Annotated in this window: 15 protein-coding genes and 1 pseudogene; 7 read left to right on the top strand and 9 right to left on the bottom strand. The window is 64.9% G+C overall.

Annotated features, from left to right (window positions below):
- On the bottom strand, positions 1 to 494 hold a 494-nt coding region (locus NTW26_04500), incomplete at its 3' end, for a hypothetical protein (GenBank protein MCX7021530.1).
- Positions 495 to 509: 15 nt separating this feature from the next.
- A complete protein-coding gene (gene uvrB / locus NTW26_04495) occupies positions 510 to 2,525 on the bottom strand; it encodes an excinuclease ABC subunit UvrB (protein MCX7021529.1) in 2,016 nt (671 codons plus the stop codon).
- Positions 2,526 to 2,917: 392 nt separating this feature from the next.
- Between uvrB and NTW26_04490 the strand changes: the two genes are divergently transcribed.
- The 6 genes and pseudogenes from NTW26_04490 to rpoD all read left to right on the top strand — a co-directional run bounded on the left by NTW26_04490 (position 2,918) and on the right by rpoD (position 11,375).
- Positions 2,918 to 3,409 carry a hypothetical protein gene (locus NTW26_04490; protein ID MCX7021528.1) on the top strand — a complete coding sequence of 164 codons (492 nt, stop codon included), beginning with the start codon at positions 2,918 to 2,920 and terminating at the stop codon, positions 3,407 to 3,409.
- Positions 3,410 to 3,757: 348 nt separating this feature from the next.
- A pseudogene (locus NTW26_04485) lies at positions 3,758 to 4,495 on the top strand (iron chelate uptake ABC transporter family permease subunit).
- Between the two features lie 154 nt (positions 4,496 to 4,649).
- A complete protein-coding gene (locus NTW26_04480; GenBank protein ID MCX7021527.1) occupies positions 4,650 to 5,021 on the top strand; it encodes a hypothetical protein in 372 nt (123 codons plus the stop codon).
- Between the two features lie 67 nt (positions 5,022 to 5,088).
- A complete protein-coding gene (locus NTW26_04475) occupies positions 5,089 to 7,437 on the top strand; it encodes an endonuclease MutS2 (protein ID MCX7021526.1) in 2,349 nt (782 codons plus the stop codon).
- Positions 7,438 to 9,204: a DNA primase gene (gene dnaG, locus NTW26_04470; GenBank protein ID MCX7021525.1), complete on the top strand. Its 1,767-nt coding sequence runs from the start codon at positions 7,438 to 7,440 to the stop codon at positions 9,202 to 9,204.
- 356 nt (positions 9,205 to 9,560) lie between these two features.
- Complete coding sequence (gene rpoD, locus NTW26_04465; GenBank protein MCX7021524.1) at positions 9,561 to 11,375, top strand: RNA polymerase sigma factor RpoD; 1,815 nt, start codon at positions 9,561 to 9,563, stop codon at positions 11,373 to 11,375.
- 63 nt (positions 11,376 to 11,438) lie between these two features.
- Here rpoD and NTW26_04460 read toward each other — a convergent pair whose 3' ends face one another.
- Positions 11,439 to 12,302, bottom strand: a complete 864-nt coding sequence (locus NTW26_04460; GenBank protein MCX7021523.1) for a response regulator — start codon at positions 12,300 to 12,302, stop codon at positions 11,439 to 11,441.
- Positions 12,303 to 12,526: 224 nt separating this feature from the next.
- Positions 12,527 to 13,219, bottom strand: coding sequence for a hypothetical protein (locus tag NTW26_04455; protein ID MCX7021522.1), 693 nt, complete (start codon positions 13,217 to 13,219; stop codon positions 12,527 to 12,529).
- Positions 13,220 to 13,272: 53 nt separating this feature from the next.
- Here NTW26_04455 and NTW26_04450 point away from each other — a divergent pair, with 53 nt between their 5' ends.
- The gene (locus NTW26_04450; protein MCX7021521.1) at positions 13,273 to 13,983 is read left to right on the top strand and encodes a hypothetical protein; all 711 of its coding nucleotides are present in this window, start codon (positions 13,273 to 13,275) and stop codon (positions 13,981 to 13,983) included.
- A 91-nt stretch (positions 13,984 to 14,074) separates the two neighbouring features.
- On the opposite strand, the gene ffh is transcribed toward NTW26_04450, so the two are convergent.
- From ffh to NTW26_04425, 5 genes are all read right to left on the bottom strand, one after another.
- A complete protein-coding gene (ffh, locus tag NTW26_04445; GenBank protein MCX7021520.1) occupies positions 14,075 to 15,442 on the bottom strand; it encodes a signal recognition particle protein in 1,368 nt (455 codons plus the stop codon).
- Between the two features lie 69 nt (positions 15,443 to 15,511).
- Positions 15,512 to 16,156 (bottom strand): ribulose-phosphate 3-epimerase, encoded by a 645-nt coding sequence (rpe, locus tag NTW26_04440; GenBank protein MCX7021519.1) that lies wholly within the window; start codon positions 16,154 to 16,156, stop codon positions 15,512 to 15,514.
- Between the two features lies 1 nt (position 16,157).
- Positions 16,158 to 17,090, bottom strand: a complete 933-nt coding sequence (locus NTW26_04435) for a PASTA domain-containing protein (protein ID MCX7021518.1) — start codon at positions 17,088 to 17,090, stop codon at positions 16,158 to 16,160.
- Positions 17,091 to 17,250: 160 nt separating this feature from the next.
- The gene (locus NTW26_04430) at positions 17,251 to 18,264 is read right to left on the bottom strand and encodes a hypothetical protein (GenBank protein ID MCX7021517.1); all 1,014 of its coding nucleotides are present in this window, start codon (positions 18,262 to 18,264) and stop codon (positions 17,251 to 17,253) included.
- Positions 18,261 to 19,334: polysaccharide deacetylase family protein (locus tag NTW26_04425; GenBank protein MCX7021516.1), on the bottom strand; the 1,074-nt coding region annotated here is incomplete at its 5' end. The genes NTW26_04430 and NTW26_04425, both read right to left, overlap by 4 nt.

The raw sequence follows: 19,334 nt of genomic DNA, 5'->3' as shown, positions 1-19,334 counted from the left end.
GCGGGGTGGGGCCCCTCGGTCCGCGGGAGCGAGAGCGTCCCGGCCAGGGTCACCCCGGGACCGGCCTCGACGGATACCTCCTGGGTGTCGTAGGGCAGTTCCTCGGGCACCACGCGCTCCAGGTAAAACTCGCCCTCGGCGCCGCCCTGCTTGAATACGCCGGAAATCCGGTCGTCCGCGAGCGTCCCCTCGTGGGTCGCCAGTCCGGCGGGGGAGTCCAGCTCGAAGTGAACGCGGCTCCCGTCGAAGGCGACGTTCTGCAGGGGCAGCCCGTATGCGAATTGCTCCGGGATATCCATGGTGGCGGTCAGCTCCCCGTCCACGGTGGCGAATTTGACCGAAAAGCCGATTTCCGCGCCCTGGACGGTGATGGCGCCCTCCCAGAGCCCGTCAATGGACGGCGCGGGCGTCTCCTCGCAGGCCAGGAACAGCAGGTATGTGAGTAGTATTGCGGCGATTTGCCGGGGCATAACTCGCTTCGCTTCGTTTCGCATGGTTTCCCCCTTCGATCAGGTTTTCTGTTCCAGCTCCTTGGTCAGGGCCTTGATGCGGTCGCGCATGGCGGCCGCTTTCTCGAACTCCAGGCTCTCCGCAGCCACCAGCATCTCCTGCTCGAGCTGGCGGATGCGCTCCAGGGTGTCCAGTTGCGACATGGCTTGCTCCATTCGCTCGACACCCCTGGCGTGCTCCGATTCGGTGGTCCGGGAGTCGGCGACGAGGGTCCCGGCGCGCACCGCCTCGATGGTCTTGACGATGGTTTTGGGCACGATGCCGTGCTTTTCGTTGTAGGCCCGCTGGATGTCGCGGCGGCGCTCGGTCTCCCCGATGGCCTCGCGCATGGCGCCGCTGGGCTTGCCGTCGCGGCAGTACATGATCACGCGGCCCTTGACGTTGCGGGAGCAGCGGCCGATGGTCTGTATCGGGCTCCGCGCGTTCCTTAAGAAACCCTCCTTGTCCGCGTCCAGAATCGCCACTAGGGAGACCTCCGGCAAGTCCAGCCCCTCGCGCAGGAGGTTGATTCCCACCAGGACGTCGAACTCGCCAAGCCGGAGGCCCCGGATTATCTCCACCCGCTCGATGGTGTCGATATCGGAGTGCAGGTAGCGCGAGGTGATGCCCGCCTCGGAGAGGTAATCGGCCAAATCCTCGGCCATGCGCTTGGTCATGCAGGTCACCAGGGTCCGGTGGCCCATGGCTATCCGCTCCCGGATCGCCGCCATGAGGTCGTCAATCTGCCCGTCGGAGCTCCGGACCTGGATCTCGGGGTCCACGAGGCCCGTGGGGCGGATTATCTGCTCGGTGACGATGCCGTTCAGGGCGGCCTGCTCCAGCTCGTAGGAGCTGGGTGTGGCCGAGGTGTAGATGACCTGGTTCACCAGGCTCTCGAACTCCTCGAACTTCAGGGGGCGGTTGTCCAGGGCCGAGGGCAGGCGGAAGCCGTGATCCACCAGCGTACTCTTGCGCGAGTAGTCGCCCAAGTACATCCCGTGGAGTTGGGGCAGGGCCACGTGGCTTTCGTCAATGACCAGGAGCCAGTCCTTGGGGAAGAAATCAATGAGGACGTTGGGGCGGCTGCCCGGCGGTCGGCCGGTGAGGTGGCGGGAGTAGTTCTCGATGCCGTTGCAGTAGCCCACCTCGCGCAGCATGTCCAGGTCGTAGCGGGTGCGGCTTTCCAGGCGCTGGGCTTCGAGGAGCTTATTTTCCTTCAACAGAACCTGGAGCCTTTCGTCGAGCTCCTCCTCAATGGAGCGTATCGCCCGTTCCAGGCGCCACGTCTGGCTGACGAAGTGTCGGGCGGGGAATACGGTCATCGTCGCCAGGTCGTTTATCCGGTTCCCCGTGAGCGGATCTATGACCGACAGCCGGTCTATCTCGTCGCCGAAGAACTCGACGCGCAGGCCGGTGTCGCCGTAGGCCGGGTAGACGTCCACGATGTCGCCGGCCACGCGGAAGTGCCCCCGGCTGAAGTCTATGTCGTTTCTCGTGTACTGGATGTCCACGAGCTTTTCCAGAAGCTCTTCCCGTTCGAAGTGGTCGTGAGCGAAGAGCTTCACGCTCATCGCCTCGTAGTCCTCGGGGGTGCCGATGCCGTAGATGCAGGAGACGGATGCCACGATCAGTACGTCGCGCCGGCTCAAGAGGGAGGCGGTGGCCGACAGGCGCAGCTTGTCTATCTGCTCGTTGATCGAGGAGTCCTTCTCGATGTAGGTGTCGGTGGAGGGGATGTAGGCCTCGGGCTGGTAGTAGTCGTAGTAGCTGACGAAATATTCTACGGCCGAGTAGGGGAAGAGAGTCTTGAATTCGGAGTAGAGCTGGGCCGCCAGGGTCTTGTTGGGGCTGATGACCATGGTGGGGCGGTTGACCTGCGCCACCACGTTGGCCACGGAGAAGGTCTTGCCCGAGCCGGTGACGCCGAGGAGCACGTTGTGCTTCTTGCCCTCCCCGAGCGCGTTCACGAGCTCGGCGATGGCCACGGGCTGGTCCCCCTTGGGGACGTAATCGGTGACGAGTTGGAAGTTGGACACACCGTCTCCTGGTACGTTAGTTGCACTTAGGTAAACCGTAAAAGCTACCAGCGGGCGTCTTCTTTGTCAAGGGAGACAATAGTTGACACTTGGATAACTTTAATATAATATCCGAAATCGGTGTCGAGCTATTTGTATCATATTGACATAGTTCCAGTTCAGCCACTCGTATGATGATGATTTCCAATAGCATATGTCCCCGGTGTGGAAACGGTAAACTTTACCGTGTCCGCAGGGATAAATTCATGTGCAGCGCGTGCCGGTACGAGTGGAAACCGGACCGGCTCCCGTTGCGGTTGCGTAACGAGCAGTGGGTAGCGGTTATTCGGCATTTTATTAATGATAAAAGCAGTAATTATATTTCCACCGAGACGCATATAGAAAGGCGCCGCGTGCTGCGAGCTTTGTCGGTCCTCCGCCGGGAAATCACAAAATCCATGCTCGGTATATTAACAAGTCATACGAAAGAGGTCCTTGAGGGCGTTTCGTGCGCTTTTCCGCTGGAGAAGACGCATAATCGTCCTCTCTTTGTTATTATCGGGCATAACAAGACGGTTTATGCAACGGCGCTGCCTGCGGACGGCAAATCTCTTCTTCTCGCGAAATTGAAATCGGAACCCGTTTCCCTGTCCATCGCGCGGTGGGCACCCCAGGACGAACCCGAAGACGGGTACGCGTACGAGGTGTGTCAGGTTGGAGTAGAAGGTCAAATAGAGCTGCTCTCGAACTTCTGGTGCTACCTCCGGGAAAATCTCGTCGGGAGGGGCGGCATCCGCTACAACCGCCTTCCACTGTACCTCGCCGAGTACACGTGGAAATTCAACCACCGGAAACTCTCACGGGAGAGAAAGCTGAAGAATCTTCTGAACCTTCTGAGCGGTTGAGCGGAAAATCGCGGCACGGCTGCGGCACGACTTCACCTACCAAGGCCCGATGCCTTGGTTTTCCATATTCGGTGATCCATAGCTCACGGCCGAAGGCGCAACCCTTGACTTGACGCACCGACGGCCCGTAGTATCCACCGCGTATGGACGGCAGCGCATCCGTGGTGTTTCGCTGGGGCGTAACCCGCTTCGCTTCGTTACTCGTTGTTCTCGGCGTGGGCGGGCTCTTCGTCGGGCTTTTTGTGGGTCCGGGTCTGGGTCCCGAAAACCTGTCCGGGCTCATTACGGGAACCGACCCCCTGCTGACGGGCATCTTCGTCCTGCGCCTCGGACGGACCCTCCTCCGGGACGGGCGTCGCTCTCGCGGCGCTCCTCGGTATCGGCGCGGGGCTCTTGGGCTGCCTCGGCCGCCAGCTTTTCGCCTTCGCCGGGGGTCTCGGGGCGGCGCTCGTCGTCTGGGGCCTTACCGGGCGGGAGAGAGGGTCGCGCTCGGGGCTCATCGTGGCCGGCGTGGTGACCAACGCCACCCTGTCGGGCGTGATTCTGGTCATCCTGGCCTGGCTGCCGATATTCAGCCAGGGGGCCGTGCTGGCCTGGCTCCTGGGTGATTTATCCACCCCCTACGTGGAGTGGTGGCCTCTTCTTTTAACTACCCTCATCGTCGTCGCAGCGGGGGTGTACCTATTCCTGCGCGCCCCGGCCCTGGACGCTCTGGCCCTGGGAGAGACACAGGCCCACTCCCTGGGCGTGGAGTTGAAAAGGACTAAAGGCGGCATTCTCCTGGCAGCGTCACTCGCCGTTGCCGCGGTGACGGCATTCGCCGGCATCGTCCCCTTCGTCGGTCTGATTGCCCCGCACCTGGTCCGCGTGACCGCCGGCGCCGGACATCGGCGTCTTTTCCCGCTGGCGGCCCTGGTGGGGGCTGTGCTAGTATTAGTCGCGGACAACCTCGTGCGGCTGGCCCTGATTTACCTCCGTCTGCCGTCCCTGCCGCTGGGGGCGGCGTTGGCCCTGGCCGGGGGACCGTTCTTCTTCCATATATACCGGCGAACGGCTTGCCGTCGTGGGCGCGGGGAGCTGCTCTAAGACTGCGCGGCAAGGGCGGGACAAGGGTGGAACGAGGGGTTTAACCGAGCTTTACCGAGTGTAGCGAGCTACGCCCCCGGCAAACCGAGCGAACCGAGCTATGCCCCTGACAACACCCCTTGTCTTACCCCTTGTCTCCCCCAGGGAGGTCGGGTTGACGGAAAGCCTCTACGACCGTATTACCGCGGTGTTGACGCGCATCGGGGAGCAGGCGGCCTTCGAGGAGGTTGCCCTGGTGGGCGAGGACGGTCTCGTCATCTGCTCCTGGGGCCGAGGCGTGCACGTGGACCTCCTGAACCTCATCTCCCTTCAGCTCCAGACTCCCATCGCCGAGCTCCGACGGGATTCCTCCGGGGTCGAGCTGGACGAGATTCTGGCCACGTCCGTGGGGGGGATGAAGTACTGCTTCCGCTTCTTCCTCGTGGACGGTGTGGATTACGTCCTGGCCGCCGTATTCCCGCGCAGCCGCCCCTACCGCCGGGCCACGAAATTGGCCATTGGGGAACTCTCCGGACTCCTCTCCTAGCCGCCGGACCGTCTCCCTTCCCTCCAAGGGCGGTCGTCCGCCCTTTTTGAAGGTTTAAGAAAATCGCATGGCCTTCGAGAAATTCAGCCTGGGCCTCCTGGACTTCCCAACGATTCTCCGGGAGCTCGCCGGCGCGACCCAAACCTACGCCGGTCGGGAGCTGGCCCTCGCGGTGCGCCCGGCGACCGCGTCGTCGGAGGTCCGCGAAGGGCTGACCCTGGCCGACGAGGCGCGTCGGCTCCTGGCGACCGACTCCCCCCTCCCCATCGGGCGGCACGAGGACCTCCGGCCCGTGTTTCGGAGCCTGGCCGCCCCCGGGGCGACCCTCGATGCCGGGGCACTGCTCGAGCTCTACTTCCTGGCGGTGGTCGTCGGCGGGTTGCGCCAAAAACGGCCCGACGTCGAAATCTACCCGGGTCTGGCCGCGATCGTCTCCGACATCATACCCCTGGACGACCTCCGCGACGCCATCGCCGGCGTCCTCGATGAGGACGGCACGGTCAAGCCCGATGCCTCGCCGCTCCTGAAGCGCCTGAGCCGTGACGAGGATAGGCTCCGCCGCAGAATCAACGACCGCCTCCTGGAGATGATCGCCTCGCCGGGGATGGACGAGGCCCTGGGTGAGCGGGTCGTCACCCAGCGGGACGGGCGCTTCGTCATCCCGGTCCTGCGCGACTTCCGCGGCCGGGTGACCGGCATCGTGCACGACCAGAGCAAGTCGGGGACGACGCTCTGCGTGGAGCCCCTGGCCGTGGTCGAGGAGAACAACGAGATGGCCGCCCTCCACCGCGCCGAGCAGGAGGAGATAGCGCGGCTCTTCGGCGAGCTGAGTGACCTGGCGCGCAGCCGCCTTGACACGATTGAGCGGGATTACGGCCTCGTCGCCCGGCTGGACCTGGCGCAGGCCAAGGGTCGGTTGGCGCACAAGCTCGGCGGTGCCGTCCCCGAGATCACCGAGGACGGGCCCACCCGTCTCCTGGCGGCCCGCCACCCCGTGCTCCTGTTGCACCACCCCGCCGAGGAGGTGGTGCCCGTGGACCTCGAGCTGGGCGGCACCTATGACATCCTTTTAATAACCGGCCCCAACGCCGGCGGCAAAACCGTGGCGCTCAAGACTCTCGGCCTCCTGACGGTCATGGTTCAGAGCGGCCTGCCGATTCCGGTGAGCCCTGACTCCTCCATCGGTCTGTGCGCCTCGGTGCTGGCCGACATCGGCGACGAGCAGTCCGTGGAGGGCGACCTCTCCACCTTCAGCTACCACGTCAAGCGCCTGGGCGAAATTTTTGGCGCGGTGGGGCCGGGGTCGCTGGTCCTTCTGGATGAAATTGGCACCGGCACCGATCCGGACCAGGGAGCCGCCCTGGCCATGGCGGTCCTGACCCGCCTACAGCGCGCCGGGGCCTGGGTGGTGGCCACGAGCCACTACGATTCCCTCAAGGGCTTCGTCTACGGGGCCGAGCGCATGGAGAACGCCCAGGTGGCCTTCGATCCCGAGACCCTGGCCCCGCTCTACCGGGTCAGCGTCGGCACGCCGGGAGCCTCGAACACGCTGCAGATGGCCCGCCGCCTCGGGCTGGACGACGGATTGGTTTCCGAGGCCGAGGGCTACCTCGACGAGGAGTACCTGCGTCTGGACCGCCTGATCGCCGAGCTGGAGGACGAGCGCCGGCGCCGGGGCGTCGCCGAGAATGACAACCGACGCTTGATGGAGGAACTGGAGCGCGTCCGTCGGGAGACGGCCGAACGCATCGCCCTGGTCGAGGGGGGGAAGACGGCAGAGCTGGTAGCCCTCCGGCGTTCCCTGGAGGAGGAGCTGGCCCGGGTGGAACACGAGACCGAGGAGGCGGCGCGCCGTCTGCGGGAGAGGGGGCAGGCCCCCACCGACGCCGGTCTCTCCCGCCCCCGGGAGAGGCTGAAACGGCAGCGCGACGAGCTGAAGCGGCGGTTCACCGCCGAGGAGCGCGCCCCGATCGATACAGGGGAGCTCGCCGTCGGCGACCGGGTGCGTCTGGAGGGCACCCGCACCGCTTCCGACCTCCTGGAAATAAAGGGTGACCGGGCGGTTATCGCCATGGGGGCGGTTCGGATGACGGTCCCCGTCAGGAAATTGACGAAGGTCTCCGACGCCCGCCCCGCTGGTTACTCCGAAAGCGCGGAGATTCCGGACCGCTACGTCCCCCCCGAGCTGCTCCTCGTGGGGAAGCGGGTCGAGGAGGCCCTGGAGATTCTGGACAAGTACCTGGACGACGCCGCCCTGGCCGGGCATGTCAACGTCCGCGTCATCCACGGTCGGGGGACGGGGGCGCTGCGCTTCGCCGTGTTGGATTTTTTAAAAGACCACCGCCACGCGCGGGCCTTCGCCGCGGCGGAGCCCAAGCTCGGCGGCATCGGAGTCACCGAGGTGGAGCTCAAATAAGTGGCCATTGACGACGCCAGCATCGAGCGGGTCCGGCGGGCGGCCGACATCGTCGCCGTGGTGGGTGAGTACGTCCAGCTCAAGCGCCGAGGCCAGAACTACGTCGGCCTCTGCCCTTTCCACGAGGAGAAGACCCCGTCCTTCAACGTCCACGCCACGCGCCAGTTCTACCATTGCTTCGGCTGCGGCGTGGGCGGCGACGTGTTCAGCTTCGTCATGGAGCTGGAGAAGATGGACTTCCTCGAGGCGGTGCGGCACCTGGCGCGCAAGTTCAACGTCGAGATAAGCGAGACTGCGGACCGGACGGGGGACCGCCGCGGGGAGCGGGACGACGCCTACCGGACACTCGAGCGGGCGACCACGCTCTACCAGCGCCTCCTGACCTCGTCCGTCGGGGTCAGGGGCCGCGAGTTCCTCGCCCGGCGCAAGGTTTCGGCACAGATGCAGGCCGCCTTCGGCCTCGGCTACGCGCCGCCCGAGTGGGATTTCCTGGCCAAGCGGCTCCCCAAAGACGGCGTCCGCCCCGAGCTCCTCCTGGCGACCGGCCTGTGCACGCGTGGCAAATCTGGCGGGCTCTACGACCGGCTGCGGGACAGGCTCGTCTTCCCCGTCCGCGACCCCCGGGGCAGGGTCATCGGCTTCGGGGGGCGGGACCTCTCCGACGCCCCCGATACCCCCAAGTACGTCAACTCGCCGGAGTCGCCGATCTACCACAAGGGCTCGGAGCTCTACGGCCTGGATTTGGCCCGCAAGGGGTTGCGCGATTCCCCGGCTCTCCTGGTCGAGGGCTACCTGGACGTCGTCAATCTCCACGGCGCCGGTTTCGCCACGGCGTTGGCCCCGCTGGGCACCGCGCTCACCGAGGAGCAGGCCAAGCTCCTGGGCCGTTTTGCCGCCGAGCACGGCGTGGTCGTCCTTTTCGACGGCGATTCCGCCGGGCAGGCGGCCGCCCTCCGTTCCCTTTTACACCTGGTCAACGCCGGCCTGACCGTGCGGGTGGCCACTCCCCCCTCGGGGAAGGACCCCGACGACGTGATTCGGGATGACGGTCCCGCCGCGCTGTCCGCTGTGCTCGACGCGTCCGTGGATATAGAGGAGTTCCTGGTCCGAACCCTCCTCGACCGTCACCGCCCCGCGGACGCCCTTGGCCGGAATAAGCTCGTCGAAGAGCTGGCCGGGCACCTCTTCGTCCTCACGGGGAGCGTGGCTCGGGACGTGCTCATAGATCGCTTCGCCGACAAACTTGGGGTGAGCAACCTGTCTCTGCGGGAAGACCTGCGGCGCGCCGTCCGCGAGACCCGGGGGGCGACCGCCGACACCCGGGGCGCCGCGTCGAAACGGGTCAGGCCGGCCCCCCTCGTGCATAGCGTGCGGCTGCTCCTCTTCCTCCTCTTCAACGACCTGGAGCAGGCCAAGCGGATGGCGGAGCATATTCGACCGGAGGAGTTTCCGGAATCGGTTCAACCCGCCGTTCGATTGGCTTACGAGGCCGTCGGCGCGGGGAGGCTCGCCGACGTCGGTCCCGCCGCGGAGAAGCTGGAACCGGCAGCCCGGGAGGCATTCTTCAGGGTGATGGCGATGGAACTGGACGAGGAGGAGCGGGAGAAGGCCCTCGTGGATTGTCTGGCCGCTTTCCGTCGCCGCAACGTCGAGGCGGATCTCATCCGACTGAAGGCGGAGCTGAAAGAGGCGTACCGGAAGGGGGATGAGGAGCGCTATAAGAAGCTCCTGACCCGGATTGATTCCCTGGAGGTCAAGGAGGAGTAGACGGGCGTACCCGCGGCATTGCAAGTCATTCAATTACATTGCGTTTCATAATCCAGCCGGGAGCCCTCCGGTACCTTTTACGCCCTTTTACGTCATCTCGTTGACTTAAAAGGGGTAACGTCAAGGGGTTCCTTGGAAATTCGGTTCGACTCCGGCTATACTTACCGTGAGCCGAAATACGCCCTTTTTTCCGTGGCGCGGTTCGTAGCGTAATATATAACTTGTTTGTGTTCCGCGAGTTATCAATTTTGCAATCCCCAAGAAAGCCCCTGAAATCACCCTTGTATCGCCGGCGGGATTTTCTTATCATTGCCCGCTCTTGAAGGTACGGCAACCGGTTCGGTTTGGAGGAGCCCGTGAAGGACGAAGACGAAAGCAGCTTCGACGAAGAGCTTGAGGAGTCCGAAGACACCGAGGCCAAGCACAACCTCCATGACATCTCCGCCAGCGAGAGCATCGAGAAGCTGATCCATCTGGGCCAGGAGAAGGGCCAGCTCACCTACTCGGAGCTCTACGACGCCCTGCCCACGGATGTGGTCAGCCCCGAGCAGATCGACGAGCTCCTGATGCTCTTCGACGAGCTGGACATAGACATCGTGGACACGTCCAAGGCCAAGCTGCCCAAGACGGTCAAAGCGGGTGCGGAGGTCAGCCTGGCCCGGGAGTACGCCGACGCGCTGTCGGACGTCGAGAAGATACGCACCGATGATCCCGTCCGCCTCTACCTGCGCGAGATGGGGCGCGTCCCCCTCCTGTCGCGGGAGGGCGAGATTGAGCTTGCCAAGGGGATAGAGAGCGGCCAGAACGTCATCCAGGACGCGGTGTTCAGCGTTCATTCCACCCACCGGGATCTGGAGGCCCTCGCCGAAAAGCTTCGCCTGGGCGAGCTCAAGATCGAGAAGGTGGTAAAGATAAACGCCGAGGGGCGCCTCCCGCTCTACAAGCAGAAGGAGTACATCCGCCGCACCTGCAAGCTCCTGGGTGAAGCCTACGCCGAGCACCAGCAGGTAGCGACCGAGCTCACCGACGCGAAGCATGAAAATCGCGAGCTCGACAAGGAACTGATTGCCACGAGCGAGGTCATCATCCGGGAGAAGCTCTTAGACGTACAGTTCTCCCCCCTGCAGATAAACCGTTTCGCCGACCGCATCATTGACCTCTTGCGCCTTATCAATCTCAAGCAGCGCGACCTGGAGCAGACGACGAAGAAACTGGGGATAAGCCTCGATGAAGCCGAGGCCATCTCCGACAATATAACCGCCAGGAACCCCCTGGCTGCCGGGTTGATGAAGCGGCTCTCCACCGACGAGGAGGGGTTGGCCCGGACGGTGCAACGGCTCACCAAGGCCGCCGAGAAGGTCCGGCAGGTCGAGCGGCAGGTCGGGATGACCACCGACGACCTCCGCGACGTGGTCAAGCGGGTACGGGAGGGGCGTCAGCAGGTCCACGAGGCCAAGATGACCCTGGTCCGCTCCAACGTCCGGCTGGTCGTCTCCATTGCCAAGAAGTACACCAACCGCGGCCTTCACTTCCTGGACCTCATCCAGGAGGGCAACATCGGCCTGATGCGGGCAGTGGACAAGTTCGACTACAAAAAGGGCTACAAGTTCTCCACCTACGCCACGTGGTGGATCCGTCAGGCCGTCACGCGCTCCATCGCCGACCAGGCCCGCACGATCCGCATCCCGGTGCACATGATCGAGGCGATAAACAAGGTCATCCGCACGAGCCGCCAGCTTTTACACGAGCTGGGGCGCGAGCCGACCCCCACCGAGATAGCCGACGAGCTCGGCATGAGCGCCGACAAGGTCCGCCGCATCCTCAAGATAGCCCAGGAGCCCATCTCCCTGGAGACGCCCATCGGGCAGGAGGAGGACTCCCACCTCGCCGATTTCGTCGAGGACAAGAACACGGTGAGCCCGGCGCGGTCGGCGGCCTTCATGCTCATGAGCGAGCAGATAGAGAGCGTTCTCTCGACCCTGACCCGCCGCGAGGAGAAGGTCCTGCGCTTCCGCTTCGGCGTGGGCGACGGGTGCCCGCGCACCCTGGACGAGGTGGGCACCATCTTCAACGTCACCCGCGAGCGCGTGCGGCAGATCGAGGCCAAGGCGCTGCGCAAGCTGCGGCACCCCACCCGCTCCAACAAGCTCAAGGCATTCCTCGAGCTGTAAGCTGTTTTATCCCAATAAAAAGGAACGCCGCCGAGCGTTCCTTTTTGTGCGTCTGGACCGGGCTCACCCCTTCCGTTGGAGCAGGTTGTACCTCAGGGTGACGCCCGCGGAGAGCAGCCCGATGAGGTTCTGGGTGTTGAAGTAACCGCTTTCGGCCGGGTCGAGGGAATCCGCACCGCCGATGGCGGCGTAGGCTTCCTCATCCTCCCCCGCCGTCACCTGCAGGATCTCCTCCAGGCTCCGGTGGATATTCCGCCGGAAGGGATACTTGAGCTGGTGGATGGTTATCTTCACCTTTTCGCAGGTCAGCATGGCGACCGCCGCCGCCTCGGGCGACAGGTTGCCGAGCTTGGCGTGGAAGAGCTTCCCCCGCGTGAAGAAGAGCGTCCCCTTCCTCTCCTGGCACTCGATATCCACCTTGCAGGTCAGCTCCTTCGACGCCAGCACCCGGACGAAGGTGGGCAGCGTGACCCCGTTCAGGTCGGCTACGGCACTGGATTCCCTCGACAGGTTGACTATCATCTGGTGAAGCATATCGAGGTCCAGCGGCTTTTCGATGTAGCTGACCGAGTACTCTTCCATCACGATTTCGATGTCCGTCGTGCCGTAGGCCGTCATTAAAATGCAGGCGGTCTGAGGGAAGTGGTTGACGACCTGCTCGATGATGTCCAGGCCGGTGACGTAGGGCATTATCATGTCGGTGACTATGACGTCCACCGGCATCCGGTCTAAAAGCACCATCCCCTCCATCGGGTCGGAGGTGGCGGTGTAGGTGAACTCGGGAGAGAGTTGCTCGAGGCCCAGGATTAAAGGCTCCAGGAGCTCTTCCTCGTCGTCTATGATGAGTACGTTTCGCCGGGGCGTAACTCGGTTCGCTCGCTTCGCTTCGTTTTGCCGGGGCATTACTCGCTTCGCTTCGTTTTTCATGTTCCTCGTCGGGGATGACCGAGTTTGAATTGGGGAGTGTATCCCTTTAAACGCAAGATGCGTACCAGGGACCGACGGCCACCGTCGGTGAAACGGGGAGGCCCGACCACCGCGGTTCGGCGCCGGATAAAAAAAGCGGGGCGTCACCCCCGCGTCAAGAAAACCTGCCGCCGAATCGCGCTTTTTCCTGAAGAGCCCCCCATTTTGGAGCGCCAAACTGGCGTTTACCGCCCACTCACTTTAAGCCAGTAGCAGGTGTCAGGCGGGGGCTCCAGGTCGGTGAACTCCCAGGCAGCCGTCTCGCCGTCGAAGGTCGGCTCGGGCAGGGCTTTCTGGCCAAAATCTTCGACCAGGCCCCAGTCGGCTCCCGGGCCCGGGCACAGGTAGAGGGTGCCGTGGCCGATGGCGGAGTGCCAGCCGCCCCCCGTGCCCAGGGGGTACTCGAAGCAGCCGCCATCCTCCCACCACACGTAGGGCGCCATGTAGCTGGCGACGAGCCGCGTGGTCTCCCCCGTGGGGAAGTCGTACCTGAAGAGCGCCATGACCATGGTCGCCGACCATTCTCCCGCCTCGTCGAACTGGGGCCGAAGGAAGGCCCGCGTCTCCAGCTCCTCGCCGTTCACGCTTATCCGCACCCACGGCTCGAAGTCCTCGTCCGGGCCCCGGTCGGGGTAGATGAAGTACATGGGCAGCATCATCGGCGTCTGACCGGAGGGCCCCGTGTTGGTCATGTCGTACCACGCCTCGACCAGGACGACGTCCTCCCAGAAAAAGACGGTGACCTCCTCGTCGGACATGGAGACGGTGGGGTGCTCGAGGGTCGCGCCTTCGGGGCGGTCCTCGACCCAACGGCCCGGCGCCACGTCGGCCGCCGCGGGAAGGACCGCCAGGAGCAGGATGGTCAGGGTGGGTCTCATGCCGCCTCACGGGATTTATTCTTTGTCATTCCTATTATATCCCGGGCCGCGGCGTGCGTGTCAAGCTCGGGGCTTGCCAGTGCGGGGCGTCGCTGGTATCATCCGGGCGCAAGATAACCCGCCGCGAGGTTTCGATGAAAAGGACGCTTCTTTCGCTGGCGCGTAACTCGCTTCGCTTCGGTTTTTCCGCGGTCGTCCTGGCGGCCCTTTTCGCCGGCTGCGACACGACGAACACCCCCGAGCCCAACCCGACGGACGCCTACGTCCCCCTGGCCCAGGGCAACGAGTGGGACTACGTCTGGGACCTGCCCGACGACGGCGACTCGTTGAACTGGAATGTCCTGGGCTCCGAGGACGGCGCCTGGCGCGTCGAGCTGAACTTGGGCGACACCACGGAGGAGTGGCTCTGGCGCCACACCGCCGACGGCGAGTTCCAGGCCAAGCCGGCGGACGAGGAGAACTGGCGGACCTACCTCAAGATGCCCATCGAGGTTGGTACCGAGTGGACGTTCACCGACGACGCCGGGGTACTCTGGGAAGGACGTATCGGAGCTACTGATAGTTTCTTTGACACACCGGCTGGATATTTTGACGAGCTCGTATGGGTCGCGATCTACGAATACGGGAGGACGGATAACTACGATTACAATGAAAATTACTGGTTTAAGGAAGGCGTGGGAGTAGTTCGAGTTGCGATTGATGATGACGACCGAGATCAAGAATCAAACTGGCGCTGGTTGCTAAATTACTACTCGCTGAAGTAGGCCGATAACGAAATAGGGAGCGGGGGCACCCGTGGGTGTCCCCGTTTTTTTATTCGAATTCAGCGATACGCAATTACCGGGTGGTGTCTGATTACAGGCCCGGAGGGAGGGCGTCGTCCAGCTTCGAGGGGTCTATCCCGAGCCGGCGCATCATCCGTTGACCCTTTTTGCCCGAAAGCCCGTCGAAGGCCTTGGCCATGGCGCGGTACTGGGCCAGCAGGCGGTTCACGTCGGCGGTGGTGGTGCCCGAGCCCGCGGCGATGCGCCGCCGTCGCGAGCCCTGTATCAGGTTGGGGTGCCGGCGCTCGTCGGGGGTCATGGAATCAATTATAGCCAGGGCCCGCTTCACCCCCCGGTCCAGCCCCTCCCCATCGGCTTGGAGAGCGAACTGGCGCATGCCCGGGACGAGCGCCAGAATGTCGGCCATCCGACCCATCTTTTTTATCCCCCGCAGTTGCTCGGCGAAATCCTCCAGGTCGAAGCCGCCCGTGACGGCCTTCTTTGCCAAGCGCTCGGTCTGCCGGGCGTCGAAGGCCTCCTGGGCCTTCTCCACGAGCCCCACCACGTCGCCCAGGCCGAGGATGCGCCGGGAGAGACGCTCGGGGTCGAAGGGCTCCAGGTCGTCGGGGGTCTCGCCCGTGCCGACGAAGCGGACCGGCACCTCGAGTCCGCCGGCGATGGAGAGAATGCAGCCGCCCCGGGCGTCGCCGTCCAGCTTGCTCACGATTACGCCGTCCAGCCCTAGGCGCCCGTTGAAGGTCTGGGCGACGTTGAGCGCCTCCTGTCCCGACGCGGCGTCAACGACCAGGAAAACCGCCTGGGGCCGCAGCTTCACCTTCATCTCCACCAGCTCGGCCATCAGCGGTTCGTCAATCTGCAGACGGCCCGCCGTGTCCACCAGCGTCAGGTCCAGGTTGCGCCGGTCGGCCTGGCGCATGGCGGCCAGCGCAGTGCCCACCGCGTCCTCGGTGAACGCTTTCCCCGGAAACGCCTCGGCGCCGACGCGCTCGGCCAGTACCTCCAACTGCTCACGGGCCGCCGGACGGCGGACGTCGCAGGCCGCCAGGAGTGAGCGCCGGTTTCCGCTCTTGGCGTACCAGCGGGCCAACTTGGCCGCCGTGGTCGTCTTCCCCGACCCCTGCAGGCCGACCAGCATCACAGTGGCCGGTGAGGGGAGGTTGAACTCGCTGGCGTTCTTTTCCAAGAGCGCGGTCAGCTCCCGCTGCACCACCCCGATGAACTGCTGCCCCGGCGTCAGCGAGCCCAGCACGGCCTCGCCCAGCGCACCAGCCCGAACCTCTTCGAGAAAGCCTTTCACCACGGCGAGGCTGACGTCGGCCTCCAGTAGGGCGACGCGCACCTCCCGCAGGGCGTCGCCGACGTTCGTCTCGGTGAGCTTCCCTCGTCCGGTGAGCTTCTTGAAGACGGCGGAAAGCCGATCGGTTATGCGGTCGAACATGGCGTCGGCTTGGAAAGGGGCTGACGCGTCAGCCCCGGAGAGTGTGAAAAAATCGTTGAACGTCGAGGCTTAAGTAGCCGCGGCTTCTTCACGGAGGCGGGACAGTATCGCGCCCAAATCGCCCTGGAAGAGGGCGCTGCCGACCACGGCCAGGTCCGCTCCGCCGGCGGCCACCTTGGCCATCGTTCCTTCGTTGACCCCCCCGTCCACCATCACCGGGGTTTCCACGCGCTCCTTCAGCCAGCGGACCTTGTCCAGGCAACTCTCGATCATCCCCTGCCCCCCCCAGCCGGGGTTGACCGTCATGATGAGGAAAAGGTCGGCCGAGTCCAGGAGCGGCTCGAGCTGGACGACCGGGGTGCCGGGATTGATGGAGACGCCGGCCTTTTTGCCGAGGGATTTGATCCGGTCGAGGAGTCGGTGGACGTGAGGCGCGGCCTCCTGGTGTACCGTGATCCAGTCCGCCCCCGCCTCGGCGAAGAGCTCGATCTGCTCCCCGGGGCGGGCGACCATGAGGTGTGCGTCGTAAACGCCCCCCACCGCGCGTTTCAGGTCGGACAGGAGCTTGGCGCCGAAGGTTATGGGCGGCACGAAGTTGCCGTCCATGACGTCGAGGTGGATGGTGTCGAGTCCGGCGGCCAGGAGCCGACGGACGACGGCGCCCAGGTCGGCCTGGTCGGCCGAGAGGATGCTGGGGACGATTTTTACGGCCATCTTAGAAGGTGTCCGGCGGCGGCGTTCCCCCGCCACCCTCCGGTGTCGGAACCGTCTCCCCGCCGGTGGGCGGCCCCTTGCTGATGGCGACGGTGACCGTGTCGCCCCGGCGCACCGTGGCGCCGACCTCGGGGGACTGGCGGATGACGTGGCCCGGCGGGATGCTCGTGGAGAACTCGAAGGTGGTGTCCCCCATCGCCAGTTCCCAGGTGGAGACGCGGCTGACGGCGGTGCGGTAGTCGGCGCCGACCAGGTTGGGCATCTTGAAGGTGGTTTCCTCGGAGCCCAGGGAGACGAGGAGGTCTATCCTGGTTCCGCGCGGCACCTCGCGACCCGGCTCGGGATTCTGGCCGATGACCGAGCTCTCGGGGACGCTGGGGTCGTAGCTCTCGCGGACCTTGCCCACCACCAGACCGGCGCGCCGGAGGACGTCCTCGGCCTGGCGCTGGCTCATCTTGGTCACGTTGGGGACGCGGACATCCTCGGAACCGGCCGAGACGGTGAGCTCGATGATCCGGCCCGGGCGCACATTCATCCCCGGCTCCTGACGCTGGCTGACGACGTACCCGGTCGGCACGTCCGCCGAGTACTCCTCGGCCACCTTCTCGTAGTTGAGGCCCATCTCGACCAGCATGGCGGTCGCCGCCTCGAAGCTCATGTTTGTCAGGTCGGGGACCGGTATCTCCTCACCCCCGACCAACAGGGGCATGATGATAAAGTTGGCCAGAAGCATGCCGATGACGAGGGCGCCCACGGCCAGGGCGATATAGAGCAGGACGGCCCCCAGGCGGGCGAGCTTCGGAGACCTCGGCCTTTCGGGGACGGGGGTCAGTTGCCGGGTCGGCTCATCGAAGCCGAACCCCTCGAACTTGGGCCGGTCTTGGGGTTGCGAACCTAACCCGAACCCGGTTCCACTGTCTTTCTGATCGTTCATCCGCCACCGCTTGTTTCGAGTGGTCTGCCAATCATACCCCATCCACCGCCGGAAAGGCTACCGCACCCTCTTGAGCAGCGCTACGTAGGCGCCGTCGGTTCCGGTCAGGTGTGGCAGGGCTCGTATATCGCCCCCGGGATCCGCGAAGCGTTTCCGCAGGTCATCGTTGAGCCCCTGGGCGGCGGGCACCCGTTGCGTCGAGGAGAACTTTCTCGAAGCCGCCCCTGGTAAACGGCGGGAGGGATAAGTCTCCGTTGACCACCGCCGAGTGCAACCCGAGCCGGGCGACGTTTCCCGCGAGGGTTACGCACCGCCGGGGCGAGACCTCCAGGGCCACGGTTTTCAGCTCCCCGCCGGCCAGCCGGTGCAGGTGGAAGAGCTTACCCCCGGGGGCCGAGCAGGCGTCTAAAATAATTTCGCCGGGTCGGGGGTCCAGCGCCGTCGCCGCCAGGGTCGTCGCCGGGTCGGCGGCGTACACCTTCCCTTGAGCGTACGCCCCGCTCGAGGTCAGGTCCGCCCCGCGGGCGAGTCGGTAACAACCGGGGAACCCCTCCACCGCCTCGGCGTCCGGCACGATTTCCCGAAAATTCTCCCCGGCCGTCCGGAAGGGGTTGAGGAAAACGAAGGTGTCCGGCGGTTCATTGTCCACGGCGCAGAGCCGGGCGGTCTCCTCGAAACCGTACCGTTCAAGCCACCGCTTCACCAGCCAGCGGGGGTGGCTGCCGGTCACGGCCAGGTGACCGACGGGGTCCGCTTCGCGATCGGGCGGTTCGGGGCGTCCCTCGCTCAGGCGCCGCAGGACGGCGTTGACCAGTCCCGCGGCCTTTCGCGTCGTGCTGAAGTTGTGGGCCAGCTCCACCGTCCGGTCCACGGCGGCGTAAGCCGGAACCCGGTCCAGCTCCAGGAGCTGGTAGGCCCCCAGGCGCAGGAGCTCGCGCAGGTCGGGGTGCAGCTCCCGTAGGGGCCGGGTCAGATACCGTTCCAGCCCGTAGTCGAGACAACCCCGCTTGCGCAGGGTTCCCAGAGTCAGCTCGAAGGCCAACCGTCGCTCCACGGGCGGAAGGGTGGTATCGGCCAGCAGCTTGCGCAGGAGTGGCTCGGCATCCCCCTTCCCGGCGGCAACGCCCCGGAGCGCCTCCCAGGCCGCAGATCGGGCGTCGGGCCGTGCCGTCATTGTCTATCCAGGCGTTCGATGAAGGTCGCGAGACCCATGGACGGAACCACGTTCCAGCGCCGGAGCTCTATCTCGTTGGTCTCGGCGTCCACGTAGGTGTTGCCCTGCTTGATGTTGAGGATGCCCTCGTACCCGGCCAGAAGCGCGCTCTTGAGCACGTAGTCGTCGTAGGCGCCGTAGGGAACGGCCAGGCTCCGGATGGGCACCCCCAGGTGCTCCTCGAGGATTAGCCTAGAATCCACCAGCTCGTGCATCAGCCGCTGGGTGTAGTTGCCCTGCCCCGCCGGGGGCTTGGAGCCCCGGCCGCTCCACATGCCCCGGTTGGTCAGGTCGCAGTGGGAAACCGTGTGGCTGCCGATCTCGATACCGTTGGCCAGCATCTCCCGGTACTGGTCCCAGGTGTTGGACCGGCCGCCGACGCCGACGTAATTGGTGTAGAGGTAAAGGGTGGCCGTGGCGCCGTACTTCTTTAGAATCGGGTAGGCGTAACGGTATACGCCGCTCCAGCCGTCGTCGAAGGTCAGCGCCACGCAGAGGGGCGGCAGGTCGCCGCCGCCGGAGTAGATGTCATCCAGCAGTTGACTTATCGTGATGAACTTGTATCCCGACTCCGTCAGCCAGCGCACCTCTTCCTCGAACTGCCAGGGGGTGATGACGGTGGAGTACCGGGAGGTGTCGCGGAGGTCGTGGTACATCAGGATGGAGACCTTGGGTCTCTCGCCGCGCTCGCGCCGCGGGTCCGCCCACTCGTCCGCCCGGGCCACGTCGTACAGAAGGCGCGGCTGTCCCACCTTCTCGTAGGGGCGGTAGTCGGCGAGGGTTTCCCAGACGACGGGCTCGCGCCGCACGAGCGACTCGCCGGCCGCCTGGGCGCGGTTTATATCTTCCCACACAGCGGCGGATTCACCCGGCGAGGGCTCGCCGCGCAGCTTCGCCTCGAAGCGGAATTTCTCCGGGGTGAGGTAGTCTGTGAGACTGCTCAGATCGGGCTTGAGCGCCACGTCCTGGAACGGGTCGAACTCGGCTCGGCGGGTGTAGTCGTCCAGGCTCGTCAGGTCCGGGCGAAGGTC

It is taken from the genome of bacterium (genome assembly GCA_026398675.1).
Taxonomy (GTDB): Bacteria; RBG-13-66-14; RBG-13-66-14; order RBG-13-66-14; family RBG-13-66-14; genus RBG-13-66-14.
This window is presented reverse-complemented; position numbering and strand designations above follow the sequence as displayed.

Excerpts from the sequence above, each read along its gene's own strand:
- rpe (MCX7021519.1), bottom strand. The coding sequence starts at position 16,156 with ATGGCCGTAAAAATCGTCCCCAGCATCCTCTCGGCCGACCAGGCCGAC.
- NTW26_04475 (MCX7021526.1), top strand. The coding sequence starts at position 5,089 with ATGGCCTTCGAGAAATTCAGCCTGGGCCTCCTGGACTTCCCAACGATT.
- NTW26_04435 (MCX7021518.1), bottom strand. The coding sequence starts at position 17,090 with ATGAACGATCAGAAAGACAGTGGAACCGGGTTCGGGTTAGGTTCGCAA.
- NTW26_04460 (MCX7021523.1), bottom strand. The coding sequence starts at position 12,302 with ATGAAAAACGAAGCGAAGCGAGTAATGCCCCGGCAAAACGAAGCGAAG.
- NTW26_04455 (MCX7021522.1), bottom strand. The coding sequence starts at position 13,219 with ATGAGACCCACCCTGACCATCCTGCTCCTGGCGGTCCTTCCCGCGGCG.
- ffh (MCX7021520.1), bottom strand. The coding sequence starts at position 15,442 with ATGTTCGACCGCATAACCGATCGGCTTTCCGCCGTCTTCAAGAAGCTC.
- NTW26_04430 (MCX7021517.1), bottom strand. The coding sequence starts at position 18,264 with ATGACGGCACGGCCCGACGCCCGATCTGCGGCCTGGGAGGCGCTCCGG.